This is a genomic window from Massilia sp. CMS3.1 (genome assembly GCF_051262535.1).
Classification (GTDB): Bacteria; Pseudomonadota; Gammaproteobacteria; order Burkholderiales; family Burkholderiaceae_D; genus Telluria.
Map to the genome: position 1 here is coordinate 147912 of NZ_JBIMES010000004.1, position 17657 is coordinate 165568.

The window sequence follows — 17657 nt, forward strand, 5'->3', positions numbered from 1 at the left end:
ATTTTGAAACGACACAGTGTTATCAAGAAAAGCGCGCTGGCGGTTGCATTGACCCTGGCTTATGCGCAGATGGCGGTCGCCCAACAACAAGAAACCGGCCAGCCAGTTCAGAAGGTCTTCGTGACCGGTTCGAACATCGCGAAGATCGATTCGGAAACGGCAACGCCGGTGACCGTCATGCGGCGCGCAGATATCGTGCGCACCGGCGCCAATTCGGTGACCGAACTGCTCGGTACGCTGACCTCGTCGACCGGCAGTCTGACCGACATCGGCGGCAGCAATTCGTTCGCCGGCGGCTCGTCGTCCGTGTCGCTGCGGAACCTGGGCAAGCAGTCGACCCTGATCCTGCTGAACTCGCGTCGCGTGGCGCCGTATGCACTGGCCGACTACAACGAAGTGTTCACCAACCTCGATGCGCTGCCGCTGGACGCGATCGAACGCGTCGAAGTGCTGCGCAACGGCGGTTCGGCCGTGTACGGCTCCGACGCGGTGGCCGGCGTGATCAACATCATCACCCGTGGCGACTACCAGGGCGTGCACCTGAAGGCAAGCCAGGACCGCTCGCTCAAGAACAACGAATTCAGGACGTCGAACGCGAGCATCACCGGCGGAGTCGGCGACTTCGCCAATGACGGCTACAACGTACTGGCCAACGTCGAACTGTTCAAGCGCAATGCCGTCAACTGGCGCCAGGTGGTGGACGACATGAACCCAGCCTACGGCCGGAAATTTGGCGCCGTCGCGTCGGGCAGCGGCCGGATGTTCGGCGACCGCGGCGCGCCTTCGTCGTTCAGCTATCCGGGCAACACGGACGCCGGTGCAATCGCAGGCTGCACCACCGTCGCCTCTGGCCTGTGCCAGTACGACCGCTTCTCGCGTTTCCAGGCAGTGCCGGAAGCCGAACGCGTTAACGCCCTGGTGTCGGGCAAGCTGCGCATCAACGACAAGGTCGATGCCTTCGCCGAAGTGCTGTTTTCGCAGACCCAGACCGATTATTTGAGCGCGTTCCCGACATATGGCTCCGCCAATCCGGACACCGTCTGGGGTAATCCACGCACCGGTGAACGTCTCACCTTCACGTCCCTGTATCTGCCGGGGACGCACCCGCTGAGCACGGCGGGCGAGCCGGCTGAACTGCGCTATCGCTTCGCAGACGCAGGCGGCGACAGCACGGTCAAGAGCTCGCAGTACCGCGTGCTGACCGGCCTGAAGGGCACTTGGGACAAGTATGACTGGGAGACGGCGGCCGGCGTCATGGGCAGCAAGACCAAGATGCGCAGCCGTGGCACCTTGAGCGCCAGCGGTTTCAAGCAGGTCATCGGCGACTACTCGCAGTTCGACGAAAATTACGTGGCGCTCGACCCGAATTTCTTCAATCGCGATTACAAGATCGGCCAGCAGAATTCGGCACAGGTACTCAACACCCTGTTCCCGGAAAACGGCTATGACGGCAAGATCACCCAGTTCTTCGTCGATGGCAAGATCAGCGGCGAAATCGCCCAGATCGGCGGCCGCTCGGTCGGCCTGGCCCTTGGCGGCGAACTGCGTCACGAAAAGTTCGAGATCAATCCAACTGCAAACCTGCTGAACGGGGACATCGTCGGCAACGGTTCGGCCACGGCAAACGCCAAGCGCATGACCGGCGCCGCGTTCGCCGAGGTCAATGTGCCGGTTACCGACAAGCTCGAACTCAACGGTGCTGCACGCCTCGACAAGTACGAGAACTTCGATGCTCACGTGTCGCCAAAGCTGGCCTTCCGCTATGCCGCCACGAAGCAGCTGATGCTGCGCGGTACCATCGAATCGGGCTTCCGCGCGCCAAACCTGACCGAAAGCGCCCAGTCAAGCAAGTTCGCGTTCGACAACGGCGTGGTCGACCCGCGGCGTTGCCCGCAGGCGCTGGCCCTGGCCCAGGACCTCGATGCCCAGGCCGACGCGCTGGCGTCCGACGATCCGAACAAGCAACGGCTTGCCGCACGCGCCGATACAGTCGAGGGCAACGAGTGCGCAGCCGGTGTGTTCAGCAATGTGCGCAACAATCCGGATCTGGAACCGGAAACCTCGCGCAGCGCCACCCTGGGCTTCGTGTACGAGCCTGTGAAGGGCTACAGCTTCTCGGTCGACTACTGGAACATCGTGCGCAAGGACGAGATTGGCCTGAAGAGCACCTCCGACCTGCTGGCGGCGGAAGCTGACCAGCCGGCAGGCGTGATCGAACGCGGTACGCTGGCTAACGACAAGACCTTCAATGCTGCCGAGCGCGCTCAGTATGGCGTAACGGCGGGGTCGCTGATCGGTACTTCGGGCATGTTCGAGAACGTGTCGAAGACCAAGACCAGCGGTCTTGACGTGACCGCTTCGGGACGCTTCAACACCGGCTACGGCAAAGTCAACGTGGACGCGAACGCGACTTACCTGACCGACCTGCGCTATTTCAGCACCTCGCGCGGCGACTATGGCGACAATCTGGCCGGACGCTATGACGCGCCGAAAGTCGTCGCCAACACGACGGTTGCGCTGGAATCCGGCAACTTCTCGAATGCGCTGCGTGCAAGCTATAACCGCGGCACCCAGCTGCGTGGCGACTTCTTCGATGAAAGCTTCACCACTGAAGGCTGCGAGGCCCGCGGCTGGAGCACTTCGGAATGCAAGGTCGGTTCCTACGTTCGTTGGGACTATACCTTAGCCTACCGCGGCTTCAAGAACTGGACCCTGACTGCATTCATGCGTAACATCTTCGACCACCGGCCGCCAGTTGACCTGCGTGCGTTCGCCAGCGATGGTGGCGGCGTGATCCCGCAAAGCCTGCGGGACGTGCAGGGCCGCAGCGTGCGCCTGACCGCGGAATACAGCTTCTGATGAGCGGTTGGTTGTAGTAAAGAGGCGGGCGCTCTGGCGCCCGCCTTTTTTTTATTGTCCAGCCGCCTCGCTACGCACGCGCTGCCGCTGGACGAAAAAACCCGCTGAGCAGCGGGTTTTTTTGTGCCTGCAGTTGACGTGCAGATTACTTTGCCGTTCAGGGCGCCTTCTAGGCGACTTCGACCGTGCGTTTACTTCGTCCACCGTGGTCCGCACGACGAAGATATCATGCGCGCCGTCGCCAAAATGCGCGCTTTGTCACGTTCAGAATATTTTTAACATATATACCATTAAACAGATTTTGATGACGATTCCGATGATAAAGTTTCAACTATCGAATACCTGATGCGTATTCTGAAACCATTACGGAGGATGCATGAAAGTTCTTTGTTTGTTGGCGGTCGTGATTGTATCAATCGCAGGATGCGCAAGCACGCCAGACACCGAATCGGGTAATGCCCCGGCAGCGCAGCGTCTGGCGGATGCCTACGTCCCGATCGGAACCATTATTCCGCGCAAGCGCTCCAAGCAGGAAGCTTCGCCTGCCCCGATTTCTGACGTTGACAAGCAAGCCCTTGAAAACGAACGATTGATGAATACGCGTCAATAAACCGGTACGGACCAATTCAGGCTGAATGGCAAGGTTTTAACCCTGATTCCTCGGTGTCGTTTGTGCAGAAACATTAAAAAACGCCCCGAAGGGCGTTTGTTCCATCCACGGCAGCTCATGGCCTGCCAATTACTTCGCGTTCATCAGTGCGACGGTGGTGTCGAGCATGCGGTTCGAGAAACCCCACTCGTTGTCGTACCACGACGAAACCTTCACCAGGCGGCCCGACACCTTGGTCAGGGTCGAATCGAAATTCGACGATGCCGGGTTGTGGTTGAAGTCGATCGAGACCAGTGGCTCGGTCTGGTAGGTCAGGATGCCGTTCAGGGCGCCTTCCGAGGCCGACTTCATCAGCGCGTTGACTTCGTCCACCGTCGTGTCGCGCTTGGCGATGAAGGTCAGGTCGACAAGCGAGACGTTGATCGTCGGCACGCGGATCGCGAAGCCATCGAGCTTGCCATTCAACTCAGGCAGCACCAGGCCGACCGCGGCGGCGGCGCCGGTCTTGGTCGGGATCATGCTCATCGTGGCCGAACGGGCGCGGCGCAGGTCTTCGTGCATCACGTCCGACAGCACCTGGTCGTTGGTATAGGCGTGCACGGTAGTCATCAGGCCGGTTTCCAGGCCGATCGCATCGTTGAGCGGCTTGACCATCGGGGCCAGGCAGTTGGTGGTGCAGGAAGCGTTCGAGATGACGGTATCGGTGCTCTTCAATACATCCTGGTTGACGCCGTAGACGATGGTGGCGTCGACATCCTTGCCACCCGGCGCGGAGATGATGACCTTCTTGGCGCCGCCCTTCAGGTGGGCCGAGGCCTTTTCCTTGGTGGTGAAGAAGCCGGTGCACTCGAGCACGACGTCGACGCCCAGCTCGCCCCATGGGATCTCGGCCGGGTTACGCTGCGCGAACACGCGGATCGGATCGCCGTTGACGATCATGTTGTCGCCTTCGACCGTGACGGTGCCCGGGAACTTGCCGTGGGCGGTATCGTAACGGGTCAGGTGGGCGTTCGACTTGGCGTCGCCGAGGTCGTTGATCGCGACGATCTGGATGTCCTGCTGTTTACCGCCTTCGTAGAAAGCGCGCAGGATGTTGCGGCCGATACGGCCGTAGCCGTTGATGGCAACCTTGATGGTCATACTTTTTGCTCCTGATTGAAAAAAGCTTTAGCAAGTAGGGGCGCAATGAACGCGTTTCGAAAATCAGTCCCCGGACTGATTTCCCCCTACGCCCATGTCATTAACCGGCGATGACGCCCTTGGCCTTCGCCACGACGTTCTCGACCGTGAAGCCGAAGTGCTTGAACAGCACCGGTGCCGGTGCCGATTCGCCGAAGGTGTCGATGCCGACGACCGCGCCCTCGAGGCCCACGTACTTGTACCAGAAGTCGGACACACCAGCCTCAATGGCAACACGTGGCGTGCCGCGTGTCAACACATTGGCTTTGTAAGCGGCATCCTGGCGATCGAACACGTCGGTCGACGGCATCGATACCACACGGGCAGCGATGCCCTCGCCTGCCAGCGCATCGAAGGCTTTCACGGCCAGCTCGACTTCCGAACCGGTGGCGATCAGGATGACTTTTGCATCCGGCGCGTCGCGCAGCACGTAGCCGCCCTTCGCCACATCGGCGACCTGGGCCGCGTCGCGTTCCATGAACGGCAGGTTCTGGCGCGAGAAGATCAGGGTCGATGGGCCGTCGCGACGCTGCACTGCCGCGCCCCAGGCCACTTGCGACTCGACCGTGTCGCACGGACGCCAGTTGTCCAGGCCCGGGATCAGGCGCAGCGACGAAACGTGCTCGACCGACTGGTGGGTCGGGCCGTCTTCGCCAAGACCAATCGAGTCGTGGGTGAACACGAACAGCGAGCGGATCTTCATGAGCGAGGCCATGCGCAGCGCGTTGCGGCTGTAATCGGAGAAAGTCAGGAAGGTCGCGCCGAACGGGATGAAACCGCCATGCAAAGCGACGCCGTTCTGGATCGCGGCCATGCCGAATTCGCGCACGCCATAGTTGATGTGGTTGCCCGGGATGCCCGAACGCACGGCAACGATTTCTTTCCAGTTGGTCAGGTTGGAACCGGTCAGGTCGGCCGAGCCGCCCAGGAATTCCGGCAAGCTCGCGGCCAGCGCCTGGATTGCGTTCTGCGAGGCCTTGCGGGTGGCAATCGTTTCCTTCTTGTCGATGCAGGTCGCAATGGCCGCGTCCAGCACTTCGTTAAAGTTGCCTGGCAGTTCGCCCTTCATGCGGCGCTCGAGTTCAGCGGCCAGCTGCGGGTGCTGCGCGCGGTATTCGGCAAAGTTCGCGTTCCACGCGTTCTCCAGTTCGGCGCCGCGTGCTTTGGCATCCCACGCCTGGTAGATTTCGCCAGGAATGTCGAACGGGATCGGGTCCCACACCAGGTGCTGGCGTACGGCCGCGATTTCCTTGTCGCCCAGCGGAGCGCCGTGGACTTTATCTCCGCCTTCCAGGTTCGGGGCGCCCTTGCCGATGATCGTCTTGCAGCAAATCAGGGTCGGACGGTCCGATGCCTTGGCCTGCTCGATGGCGTTCGATACTGCCGTCACGTTGTGGCCGTCGACGGCCGGGATCACGTTCCAGCCGTAGGCTTCAAAGCGCTTTTGGGTGTCGTCGGTGAACCAGCCCTCGACGCGGCCGTCGATCGAGATGCCGTTGTCGTCGTACAGCCAGATCAGCTTGTTCAGGCGCAGCGTGCCGGCCAGCGACGCGACTTCGTGCGAGATGCCTTCCATCAGGCAGCCGTCGCCCAGGAATGCATAGGTGTAGTGGTCGACGACGTCGAAGCCGGGACGGTTGAATTCATACGACAGCAGCCACTCGGCCAGCGCCATGCCCACCGAATTGGCGATGCCCTGGCCCAGCGGGCCGGTGGTCGTTTCCACGCCCGGGGTGATGCCCACTTCCGGGTGGCCCGGGGTCTTCGAGTGCAGCTGGCGGAAGTCGCGCAGGTCGTCCATCGAGACGTCGTAACCGGCCAGGTGCAGGAGCGCGTAGTGCAGCATCGAGCCATGGCCGTTCGAGAGCAGGAAACGGTCACGGTTCATCCAGCCTGGATTGGCCGGGTTATGGTGGTAATGCTTGTCCCACAGGGCGACGGCGATCTCCGCCATGCCCATCGGCATGCCCGGGTGGCCGGAGTTGGCTTTCTGGACGGCGTCCATTGCCAGCGCGCGGATTGCGTTGGCCATCAGGGTGGTGGTTTGCATAGATGTCATGATTGGTGAGTCTGGATTGGTGAACATGGACGCTGCGGGCGGCGTCGGAAGAAGCCGTAACCCGGTATTCTACCAGAGCCCGTGCTGCCTAAAAAGCGTTCATCTCCCTGAACGAAAAATGGCGGACCGAAGTCCGCCATTTCATTTATTGCACCGAACCCGATTAGAACTTGACCGAAGCGCCCAGCGTCACGTAACGGCCCACCGCGTCATAGCTTTGCGGGAAGGTGTTGCCGCTGTTCGGACCAGTGCCGCCGATCGAGCCGCCGACGATAGGCGGCTTCTTGTTGGCGGCATTCGTGACCGACAGGTTCACGCGCACGTGCTTGTTGATGTTCCAGTTCGCGTTCAGGTCGACGTAGTGGTACGACGGGATGCTCGCGAACGCTGGCAGGAACACCGTGCCGCCCGGTTCTTCGATCACGCTGCTGGTGTAGCGCCAGTTGTAGCCCACCGACCAGACGCCCATGTTCCAGTTGGTGCGCTGGTTGAACTTGCGCTTGTAGACCGGTGCCGACACGATGTTATTACAGGCAACGCTGTAGAAGCCAAGGCAATCTCGCTCGACTGCAGTCGGCGTGGCCTGGAACTTGTAGCTGTTGACCTGGTTGGCACCGAGACTGACGTCGAAGTTACCGTAGCGCGCATCCAGGCCCATCTTGCTGGCGGCGAAGCGGTAGGCGATATTCAAGTCGACGCCGCTCGTACGCTGCTTACCCAGGTTCGACAGCGGCGTCGCGACACCACGTGCCTCGTTGCCGTTGAAGGTACCGTTGATCGTGTTACGACCCACCATGCCGCAGAACTCGTTGACCGTGAAGCCCGGATTCTGGCCCGCGCTGTAGCAACGGTCCAGGATGTCGGTGGTCGATGGCGACGAAACGGCATCCTTGATATCGATCTCGTAGTAGTCGACCGACAAGGCCAGCTTCGGCAGTGGCTCGATCACGAAACCGATGGTCCTGGTCTTGGCCGATTCAGGTCCCAGCGCCGGGTTGCCGCCGGAAAGGTTGTTGATCTGACCCGACGATGGCGCCGGCAGGCTGCCGACCTCGCTTGCAGGCACGCCGGTCAGCACGCACAGATTCGACAGGGTACCGGCGCGGTTCGCGTCGGCACGGTTGATGTTCGCGCCCTGGCAAGGATCGGTCGCCAGGTTCGACAGGCCGGTCACGTTCGGGGCGAACAGTTCGTTCACGTTCGGCGCACGGGTAGCCTTCTGCACCATGCCGCGCACGCGGAACATATCGATCGGTGCCCATTCGGCGCCCGCTTTCCAGCTGCCGTAGTCGTTCTTGGCATTGGCAGTGGAGAATTCGGTCTGGCGATAGCCCAATTCCATGTTCAGCGAACGGATCAACGGCAGGTCCCTGGCCAGCGGCACCAGCATCTCGACCGCGTACTCCTTCAGCGAGAAGCGACCCGAACGGTCGGGCGTCGGCGCGCCGGTGCCCAGCACTTCGCCCTGCAGCTGCGAAGCCGCGTCCGACTGCGTGCCGGCGGAAACCTTGCGGTTCTCGGCCAGCAGCGACATGCTGATCGGATCCTGCGCGAACGGGCTGCGAATCGTGTTGCCCAGGTTGCCGGACAAGGCCAGCGCGGCCACGTCCTGCTTCACGCTCTGGTTCAGCAGTGCACTGTTGTTGATGAAGGCCTGTTGCGCCGGGGTGATCGAACCTTCTGCGCCGAACACATTCAGCGGCACGCAGCCGTTGGCAGGATTGACGCAAGTGCTTGTGTTCAGGGCATTCAGGGCCTGGCTGACTTTTGCCAGCGAACCCCAATTGCGGCGCTGCTGGGACTGGTCGGCGGTGCCGCGACTCCAGTAGGCGTCATAGGTCCAGTCATAGGCGATCTCGCCCTTCAGGCCGATCGTGTACTGCAGCGTCTTGTTGTCGAAGTCGTTGAAGCGCGGGCCGAGTTCGGTGAAGCGGCGGTTAACCAGCAGCGGGACGATCGTGGCATTGCCCGGCACGCAGTTGGCTGCGGGAATACCGCGGCGTTCGCAGAGTTGTTCGCGCGCCGCCTGCGGGATGTACGGGTTGCCGATCGGGACGTTGAAGGTGTTGCCGAAGGTGCCAGTCGACGCCAGGGCGGAGGCGACCTTGCTGTTGGTGACGAAGACCTCGGTGTAGGCTTCGGCGTAGTCGTTGATCTTGTAGTTGCCCAGCGCCGTTGCCTGGGTACGCTCCATGCCGGTCACATAGTAGTTCGGAGGATTGGTGTTGTAGAGCTGGGCTGGAAACACCAGGCGGCCGGTGGCCGGGTTGATTTGCCATGATCCGGACAGGACGTTCGGGTTGCCGGCGGTGCCGGCGCTGGTCGAGAAGGCCGACGGCACCGTCGTGCCCGAACCGGTCGGCAGGCCGGTCACCGAATTCAGGCTGGTGACGCCGAACGGGCGCTCGCCCTGGGTCAGCGGGTCGGCCTTGGTCTTGCCGATGCTCAGCACGACGTTGCCGCGGCCGCCGTCGAGGTTGGCGCCCATGGTGAGGTCGGTGCGGCGCCGCTTGGCGTCGTGCTGGTCACCCGTCATGCCATACGAGGTGGTGACGTCGACGCCGGTGAAGTTGCGGCGCAGGTTGAAGTTGGCCACGCCTGCCACCGCGTCGGCGCCGTACACGACAGACGCGCCACCGGTGAGGATATCGACGCGGCTGAGCAGGGCCATCGGGATCGAGTTGGTGTCGACGACGCCGAGGAGGCTGAATGGCACCAGGCGGCGGCCATTGATCAGGACCAAGGTGCGGTTGGTACCGAGGCCGCGCAGGTCGATCGTCGCGGCGCCGGCAGTGCCGTTGTTCGTCGCCGGGCCGGTCGCAGGTACCGCCGCCGGCAGCGACTTGAAGAATTCCTCGACCGCTACCGGCTGCGTCGAGCGGATCTCTTCGGCCGTGACCGACGAAATCGGGCTGTTCGAATTGAAGCCGGGAGCGGTCATGCGCGTACCCGTCACCTCGACCACGGCCGGTTTCTGTTCCTGGGCCCAGGCCCCGGCACTCAGTCCTGCCAGTACGGCGCTCGAAAACATCAAACGGACGGACCGCGACAATACTTTTTCTTTAGTCATTATTATGATTTCCCTCGAAAAAACACACTGAAGGCGACCGGTCCGGATGACGGACCTGGCTCACCATTCCCCGACGCAAAACGCTCTCCCCCATCCCACCTCTGCTGTAGCAGCTGCAGAACAATTTTGCTATAGAGATATGACCATTTTGTATTGACGTGTGTCAATACATGCATATAGTTGTTTCGTAAATACAACAATTGCATCTTGTGTTTTTTTTGGACGAAACAATCCTGCACCAAGGGGGTGATTGGTCGCCACGCGAAGGCGCTTTACAATGCGCGCTTCCCTCTTTTGATGCGCAGGAATCCCATGCCCCGTTTTTACTGTCCCCAGCCGCTCGCCGCCGGCGCGATCGTCGACCTTCCGGACGCGGTTGCCCACCACTTGTTCGTGGTGCGCATGCAGCCGGGCGACACGCTGACGCTGTTCGACGGGCGCGGCGGACAGTACCGTGCCAGCCTGCTTGACAGCGGCAAGAAGCGCGCGAGCGCGCGCGTGGAAGAACACCAGGCGCTGGAGGTGGAGCTCCCGTATGCCATCACGCTGGCGCAAGGCTTGCCGGAGGGCGCGAAGATGGACTGGATCATCGAAAAAGCGGTCGAACTGGGCGTGGCGGCGATCCAGCCGCTGGCGGCGCAACGCAGTGTCGTGCGCCTGTCAGGCGAGCGCGCGGAAAAGCGGCACTCACACTGGCAGGGCGTGATCGTGGCCGCTTCCGAGCAGTGCGGGCGCAACCGCTTGGCCGTCCTGGCTCCCGTGGCAGATTATCGTCGCTGGCTCGGCACAATCCCGCCCGCGGCAGCGGCGCAGAACAACGCGCCATGCATCCTGCTCAGTCCACGGGCAACGCAGCCATTGGCTGGATGGGCGCAGGCGAATGGCGCGCAGGACCTTACGCTGCTGGTCGGGCCCGAGGGCGGCTTCACGCAGGAGGAAGAAGATGCGGCGCTGACCGCCGGCGCCCTCGCCCTCTCGATGGGGCCGCGCGTGCTCCGTACCGAAACGGCTGCGCTGGCGGCAATGGCGATGCTGGCCGGCGTGTGGGGCGAATAAAGTCCGGCCTGTGACCTCGGTCCTGGAAAGATAAAAAAGCCCCGCTTGCAGGCATCCTGCAAGCGGGGCTTTCGGCATAACGCAGCGGCATTCCTGCCGCTGTGTTCACTCAACTTAGAACTGGTAAGCCAGGCCCAGGCTGAAGAAGCGGCCGATCGCGCCGGCCTGGTGCAACGAAGCGTTGTACGAGGTTTGTGGGCCGGCATTGCCGTAGGTGCCGACGTCGTACGGTGGCTGCTTGTCGAACAGGTTCAGCACTGCGGCGCGCAGGGTCAGGTTTTCGTTCAGCTTGTACTGCACGTTCAGGTTGGTCGTGGTGAACGACGGCACGTCACAGTAGGCATTCGGCTGAATCAGACCCTGGAAGTAGGTCCGGCCACCGACGTTGAGAGCGGTGCTGGCGCAATCTACGGCGTCGTGCGAAGGATCCTTGGTCGAGAAGCCGCTCGTGTAGTTCACGGTCGTGGTTACGTCCAGTGGGCCACGGTTGTAGCCAACGGTGAACTGGCCACGGTTTTTCGGGTTGCCGGTGGCGCCGCCAACCGACGATGGGCCCTGGGTGCCAGCCAGCTGGTAGGTCGTGCCTGCCACTTCGGTTTCATAGCCAAAGGTATGGGCCGCGCTCAGGTTGGCCGTGATGTTGCCCATGTCGTTCGCCAGGCGCCAGCGGTAGCGCACGTCCGCCTCGATACCGTGGGTCTGGGTGCTACCCGCGTTGATGTAAGGCGACTCGCCGTACAGGATCGGGCCGACGCTCGGCGTCGCCAGCGTGGTGGCCGTGCCGCCGGCCGAGACCGTGGTCGGCACCGCGACGCCGCGCACCCATTGCGGCACGTAGGTCGGATCGTTGCCGGCACGGGTCACGATCAAGTTGCTGATCTCGATGTTGTAGTAGTCCAGGCTCATGTTCAGGCCGCGCATCGGCTCGACGATGACACCAAAGGTGTACGACTTCGATTTTTCCGGCGACAGGTTCTGGTTGGTCGTCGTCTGGACGTACGGCGGGTTCTGGCCGCAGGCCGCGATGACGTTGCCGGCGGTGCTGGTCAGGCCGTTCGGGCACAGGATCGGGTCGTTGATCGCGTTGAACGTGAAGAACGAACCGGCATTACCCACCTCGGACGGGTTCGGTGCGCGGAAGCCGCGCGCGAAGTTGCCGCGCACGCCGACTTCCCTGATCGGGGTCCACTTGAAGTTGGCCGACGGCGTGAACGAATGGCCGTAGGTATCGTAGTGGTCGTAACGGCCGGCGACGCCGACTTCGACGTTCTTGATCGGGGTCGCACGGAGTTCGGCGAAGGCCGCAGTATTGGTTTCTTCGCCAATGGCGAAGGCCGAGGTGCTGCCCACGGCGCCGTTCAGGGTCAGGCTCGACGGCGGCGAATTCTGGTCCAGCTTGTGCCAGTGAACGCCCGCTGCGACAGCCAGCGGGCCTGCGCCGAGCTGCATCAGCTCTCGCGAACCGGTCAGGTCGAAGTAATTCAGCGTGGTTTCCAGCGAATTGCCGAATGTCGGGGAGACTTCCTGGATCAGCGCTGGCGAGTTACCGCCCAGCACGTTCCAGCGGCCCTGGTTGATGGCGTTGTACAGGGCTGCACGGTTGACGTAGCCGCTGTATTCGGCATCGACCTTGACGCGGGTGGCGCCGGCGGCGGCGTTGACGTCCCAGCCGTAGGCGCTACCGACCAGGTCAACCGAGAAACGCGTGCTCGTTGACGTATTGTCCGTGGTGTTGGTCGGCGCGAGTCCTGGGATGTAACCGTACAGCGAGGCAGCCTGGCCGAAGGTATTGTTCAGGCCAGCGCCGACTGCCGCGCCCGGTGCGAAGCGGGTGTTCGCAATGCGGTTCACGCCACCCGTCAGCACGCCGTCGACGAGGGTGGTGCTGCCGGCGAAGTTGTTTGCCGAATAGACCGGCGAGACGCCACGGTTGTTGATGCTGTCGCGCTTGAACAGCGAGCCTTTGAAGGCGATTTCCCAGTCCTCGTTCAGCTTCTTGGTCATGCCGATCAGCACGTTAAGGTTCTGGGTCGCAGGCTGGATGTTCGACACTTCGTCGCGCACCGAGCATTGGCCGGCGCGGTACAGCTCAAAGTTGCAGCTCGGATCCAGGAAGCGGAAGTTCGCCGGGTTGGTAGCACCAGGGTTCGGGTTGCCTTGGGCTGCCGTCGAAGAGTTGTACAGGAACGGGCTGCTGGCCGCGGTCAGGCCGCCGTTCAGGCTGGTCGGGACGCCCAGGGTCAGGTCGTTACCGCCGCGCGAACGCCAGTCGCGGTTGGCCCAGCCGTACTGGTCGCGCTGTGCGACCTTGATTGCGTTCTGGTCACGCCATTCGGCGGTGATGAAGGCATTGTAGCCGTCGGCGTCAATGTCACCGATGCCAGTGCTGAACGAGGCGCGCTTGGTCTTGCCGCCGCCCTGCTGTGTGTCGCCGATTTCGGCGCTCAGGCGGGTGCCTTTGAAGCTCTTCTTCAGCTTGATGTTGACCACGCCGGCGATTGCGTCCGAACCGTACAGCGACGAGGCGCCGCTTTTCAGGACTTCGATGCTGTCGATGGCGTCAAATGGAATCGAGGACACGTCCACGAAGGAGCGCTGGGCGTCATCCGACAGCGGGTATGGAGCCATACGGCGGCCGTCGATCAGCACCAGGGTGGCGCCGACGGTCAGGCCGCGCAGCGAGACGCCGGACGCGCCGTTAGCGAATGCGCCGGAGAAGCCGGTGCCCAGAGTACCGGCGCCGTTGGCAGCCAGGTCGGTCAGCAGTTCGGCGACCGAGGTCTTGCCGCTCTTCTGGATATCTGCTGCAGTCAGCACCTGCACCGGGGTCGGCGTCTCGGTGCCGGCACGGCTGATCAGCGAACCGGTCACCACCACGCGCTGCATGGCAGGCGTCTCGGTTTGTGCCTGCTGCGCCATTGCCGGGCTCATGCCTGCGAGGGCGCCGGTGGCGATCAGGAACGAGATCGCGTGCGGCATCGACTTCAACTTAAACATCATGGATACATCTCCTTCTGGTTTTTTTAAATGGTTTTACTATCCGGAATTTCACAGCAAAATGCTGCAAAAAACCGCTTCTCTCGCTACTGCAGTACGCTATCGAGCACCCAAAAATCAATCTCACTGCATTCGGGTGTTTTTTCTCGCTGACCATGTATGTATCCCGTGCGGGTTAGCACAGACACTCTACATAAATACATTGATCGACCTAAACATTATCTGAGAAGAACATAAAACCATATGGAAAGTCTGGATGTCAATAAAACGTCATGATCGGGATGATAATAAACAACACATTCCTACATCGTGAGAAGAATCAAAAACAGCACACCCGAAATGACCGAGCCCTTGCCTAGCCGAATGTTGCCGAGCCGAAAGAAGCTGACGGTGTCGCCTCCTAATTCGCTTAATGACAGAAATAAACGAAAAATGCCGCCCGAAGGCGGCATTTAGAGACATGCACCTGCAAGCAGGTGGATGTTAATCAGAATTCGTATTGTGCCATCAGGCGCACCGTACGGGCGCTTTGTATGCCCAGCGGTTGCAGGTAGGTCGGGTTCGGCGTTCCCAGGGCCGTTTCACCAGCTTCTTCCACGCTGGTGACGCCCCGTTCGTTGAACACGTTCAGCACGTCCACCTGGAAGGTCGTACCCTTCAGCCAAGTTGGCTGGTAGGTTGCCTGCAGACCCAGTTCGCGGGTCCATTCCTGGCGGCCCAGCGTACCACGTGGGTTTGCAACGCCATTGCAGTAGAACGACGCTGCGCCGTACAAGATCGACACGCCGTCGAGATCGCCGTTGTAGTAGCCCAGACAGTTGCGCGGACGGCCGCTCTGGACGATCAGGTTGGCACCGACACGGAACTCAGGCGTGACCTGGTAGGCGCCGAACATTTTCAGGGTATGGCGGCGGTCATTCGGCAGGTAACCGTCGGCGCCTTCCATCAGGCCCGGGTAATCCCAGTCCTGGCTGATACCCGCGTCATCCTGGCCGATGTCCGATTTGACGTAACCTTCGGTGTTGCCCTTGCTGGCAGCCAGCACATAGGAACCTTGCAGGTTCCACACGCCGTCCCATGCACGTTCGAAGCTCAGCTCAAGCGAGTTGAAAGTACGCTTGGGCTGCGGGAAGCCCAGTGCGTTGGCCGGGATCGTTACCGACGTAAAGCCCTTGCCATCTTCGAAGTCGATGTTGGCCGTCAGGTCGCCCCCCGGGTTGTACAGGAAGCAGTGGCCGATCGCGCCGGCCAGGATGTCAGCACGGGCGCTATTGAAGCCATTGGCGACGGCCCAGTTGTAGGCGCCCTCGTCATTACACATGTCGTCCATGACTTTCTTCAGCTTGCGGTGCGTCACCTTTGCACCAACCGTCCAGCGGTTGGCGAGCGCCTGCTGGACACCGACGATGAATTCGTCCTGGAACATCGGCTTGATGTTCGGATCGACGACCGAGCGCGGATCGCCAGCTTCGCCGTTCGAGGTCACCGAACGGCTTCCCAGCTGTGCGCCACGGCCAGGCAGCTGGAACTTGTCCGCGCTGTTGGTACCGGTGTATTGGTAGAAGTCACGATAGTCGAGCTCGGCACCTGCCAGGCGCACGTTGGTGTTCGACATGACCGGGATGTAGTAACGGCCGGCATTGGCGAAGACCTTGGTCTGCGCGTTGCCCTGCACGTCCCAGGTCAGGCCCAGTCGTGGAGCGATCGTGTTGTCCACCTTGATGAAGGTCTTGCCTTCTGCATTCAGGTTTTCGAACGATTCGCTGCGAACGCCGATGCTGGCAACGACGTTCTTAGTGACCTGCCAGTTGTCTTCCAGGTAGAAGGCCGAGTTCTTGGTGGTGAACTCGCCGCCGTTCGAGAAGCGGCGGACATCGACGTAGTCGAGCGCAGCGCCAGTGTTGTTCACGTAGCCGTTCGACAGCCTGCTGCCAGCAGCCAGGCGACGGATGTTGATGTTGTCGTCGCCAGGATAGAAGGTGCCGTCGACAACCGAATACTCTTCGTTGTCCATGCCGAAGCGCAGGCCGTGGTCGCCCAGGTTCCACTCGGCGTCGACACGATAGGCTTTACGCTCGTCGTTAGCGTTCGGGTCGGTGATGGTCGTCGCCGTGGCGCAGCCCAGGCGAACCGGCGAGGTCGGACGGCGATCGACGATGTACGGGCAAGTTGCCGAAGCGATGTCCGACTTGCGGTTGTAGCGGCCCAGGCCGGCCAGTGCCGACACGGTCAGGTCGTCGGTAATCCACGTGGTGTACTTGCCGATGACGTTCTCGCCGCCGGTCGTGTAGGTATCCGTACCCAGGTCGTTGCCGCGTTCGGTGCTGTATGCATTCGGCGATACGAAGGTCTGCGCCTTGTCCTTGCTCTTGTCGCTGAAGGCGGTTACTTCCAACAGGTTCTTGTCAGTGATATTCCAGTCCGCCTTCAACAAATAGCGCGGCGTGTTGGACTTGACGATTTCCTGACGATTCAGGTTGTAAGTCTCGCGCTGGATGTCGGCACCCTGGATCAGGCCGAAGACGAACAGCTTGTCTGCAATGACCGGTCCGCCGACCCACAGGTTTGTCTGGAGGTCGTCGGTGCCGCCCGGACGATTGACCAGGTTCCATTTACCCGTCGACGGGCTTTTCTCGGCATAGACGGACGATGCCTGCAGTGATTCAGGCGAGTAGATGACGTTGGCGCCGCCGTGCCATTCATTGGTACCGCGCTTGGTGGTGACGCTCAACACGCCGCCCAGCGAACGGCCATACTCAGGACCGTAGCCACCCGTTTTTACCTGCTGCTGCGCAATTGCTTCGAAAGGCACTTGATTGAACGCCACGCCGTTGAGCGCGTTCGTGACGTTGAAACCGTTGATGTAGTAGACATTTTCCGCTGGCGATGCACCGCCCAGCGATGGCACGTTACCGGCGCGGAGCGCGGTCTGACCGATACGGCTGTCGCCGCCGGTTGCGCCCGGTGCCAGCAAGGCCACTGCAGTCACGTTGCGCGCGACCGGGATACGGTCGATCGCTGCTTCGTTCAGGACCAGGCTCGATTCCGGGGACTTGACGTCGATGCGGCTGGCACGGCCGGTAACGCGCACGATATTAGCGGTCGCCTCGTCGAAGTTGGCCGATACGCCCGTACCTGCCTGGACGGCGATCGCGCGCTCTTCGGTCGTACCGTCCGGCAGCTTGGCGCGCACCACGTAGCTACCCGGAGGCAGTTGCGACAACTGGAAATTACCGTTAGCCTCAACGGTCAGCGTGCGCGTGAAACCGATCGACTTGTTCTCAACCGTGATCACCGTGCCAGCGCTAGCGCGACCGGTAATGTCGCCTGCCGAGTTCGAGGCCGCGTAAGCCCCGCTCGAAAGCGAAGCGACGGAGGCCGCAAACGCGATGGTAAGCGCGCGCGCCAAAACTGTCTTTCTCATCAACATGTGATTGTCCTAATTTTTATGTGGCTGTGCGAATGCCCAGCGTAGATGTTGTCATTTTCGGATCACTTCTTGCAACCTACGGCAGCTTGCCCTCGGACTGCTGAATGGCTTCGTCTGGTGCCAGTGATATTGATCAAAGTGCATCAGACATATGCATAAAAACATGCAAATGGGAAAGCTGTCAACACGTATTGAGAGAAGTTTGGATGCATGCAACACTTGGAAAGTTGATAATGAAATTAATCCCAATGGTGGTGCAACGCAGCACACCTGGGGTGCGGAAATGTGCAAATCCCGTGTGCTGGACTCGGCGCGGCTGGATGTCGATTTTTTCAAAAAGAATGTTGCCAAGCAACATTAATGAGATGAAATGCGCATTCCATGTTGACTTCCGGCG

At 61.3% G+C, this 17657-nt stretch carries 9 protein-coding genes; 4 read left to right on the forward strand and 5 right to left on the reverse strand.

Annotated elements, in window-relative coordinates:
- The first annotated feature begins 3 nt into the window (after positions 1-3).
- Both ACHAC9_RS08465 and ACHAC9_RS08470 read left to right on the forward strand, forming a co-directional pair.
- Positions 4-2859, forward strand: coding sequence for a TonB-dependent receptor plug domain-containing protein (locus tag ACHAC9_RS08465; RefSeq protein WP_435759054.1), 2856 nt, complete (start codon positions 4-6; stop codon positions 2857-2859).
- A 376-nt stretch (positions 2860-3235) separates the two neighbouring features.
- Positions 3236-3469 (forward strand): hypothetical protein, encoded by a 234-nt coding sequence (locus ACHAC9_RS08470; protein ID WP_435759056.1) that lies wholly within the window; start codon positions 3236-3238, stop codon positions 3467-3469.
- A 129-nt stretch (positions 3470-3598) separates the two neighbouring features.
- Here the strand turns inward: ACHAC9_RS08470 and gap are convergent, their stop codons facing one another.
- The 3 genes from gap to ACHAC9_RS08485 form a co-directional block, all read right to left on the reverse strand.
- Positions 3599-4609: a type I glyceraldehyde-3-phosphate dehydrogenase gene (gene gap, locus ACHAC9_RS08475; RefSeq protein ID WP_435759058.1), complete on the reverse strand. Its 1011-nt coding sequence runs from the start codon at positions 4607-4609 to the stop codon at positions 3599-3601.
- Positions 4610-4709: 100 nt separating this feature from the next.
- Positions 4710-6707 carry a transketolase gene (gene tkt, locus ACHAC9_RS08480; protein ID WP_435759060.1) on the reverse strand — a complete coding sequence of 666 codons (1998 nt, stop codon included), beginning with the start codon at positions 6705-6707 and terminating at the stop codon, positions 4710-4712.
- Between the two features lie 163 nt (positions 6708-6870).
- Positions 6871-9759, reverse strand: a complete 2889-nt coding sequence (locus tag ACHAC9_RS08485; RefSeq protein WP_435759062.1) for a TonB-dependent receptor domain-containing protein — start codon at positions 9757-9759, stop codon at positions 6871-6873.
- A gap of 330 nt (positions 9760-10089) precedes the next feature.
- Here ACHAC9_RS08485 and ACHAC9_RS08490 point away from each other — a divergent pair, with 330 nt between their 5' ends.
- Complete coding sequence (locus tag ACHAC9_RS08490) at positions 10090-10833, forward strand: 16S rRNA (uracil(1498)-N(3))-methyltransferase (RefSeq protein ID WP_435759064.1); 744 nt, start codon at positions 10090-10092, stop codon at positions 10831-10833.
- Positions 10834-10947: 114 nt separating this feature from the next.
- Here the strand turns inward: ACHAC9_RS08490 and ACHAC9_RS08495 are convergent, their stop codons facing one another.
- Both ACHAC9_RS08495 and ACHAC9_RS08500 read right to left on the reverse strand, forming a co-directional pair.
- The gene (locus tag ACHAC9_RS08495) at positions 10948-13833 is read right to left on the reverse strand and encodes a TonB-dependent receptor (protein WP_435759066.1); all 2886 of its coding nucleotides are present in this window, start codon (positions 13831-13833) and stop codon (positions 10948-10950) included.
- A 484-nt stretch (positions 13834-14317) separates the two neighbouring features.
- The gene (locus ACHAC9_RS08500) at positions 14318-17254 is read right to left on the reverse strand and encodes a TonB-dependent receptor (protein ID WP_435759068.1); all 2937 of its coding nucleotides are present in this window, start codon (positions 17252-17254) and stop codon (positions 14318-14320) included.
- Between the two features lie 157 nt (positions 17255-17411).
- Between ACHAC9_RS08500 and ACHAC9_RS08505 the strand changes: the two genes are divergently transcribed.
- Positions 17412-17621, forward strand: a complete 210-nt coding sequence (locus tag ACHAC9_RS08505; RefSeq protein WP_435759070.1) for a hypothetical protein — start codon at positions 17412-17414, stop codon at positions 17619-17621.
- The last annotated feature ends 36 nt before the right edge of the window (positions 17622-17657 follow it).

Coding starts and splice junctions, on each gene's coding strand:
- tkt (WP_435759060.1), bottom strand. CDS start 6,707: ATGACATCTATGCAAACCACCACCCTGATGGCCAACGCAATCCGCGCG.
- ACHAC9_RS08505 (WP_435759070.1), top strand. CDS start 17,412: ATGCATAAAAACATGCAAATGGGAAAGCTGTCAACACGTATTGAGAGA.
- ACHAC9_RS08470 (WP_435759056.1), top strand. CDS start 3,236: ATGAAAGTTCTTTGTTTGTTGGCGGTCGTGATTGTATCAATCGCAGGA.
- ACHAC9_RS08490 (WP_435759064.1), top strand. CDS start 10,090: ATGCCCCGTTTTTACTGTCCCCAGCCGCTCGCCGCCGGCGCGATCGTC.
- ACHAC9_RS08500 (WP_435759068.1), bottom strand. CDS start 17,254: ATGAGAAAGACAGTTTTGGCGCGCGCGCTTACCATCGCGTTTGCGGCC.
- ACHAC9_RS08495 (WP_435759066.1), bottom strand. CDS start 13,833: ATGATGTTTAAGTTGAAGTCGATGCCGCACGCGATCTCGTTCCTGATC.
- gap (WP_435759058.1), bottom strand. CDS start 4,609: ATGACCATCAAGGTTGCCATCAACGGCTACGGCCGTATCGGCCGCAAC.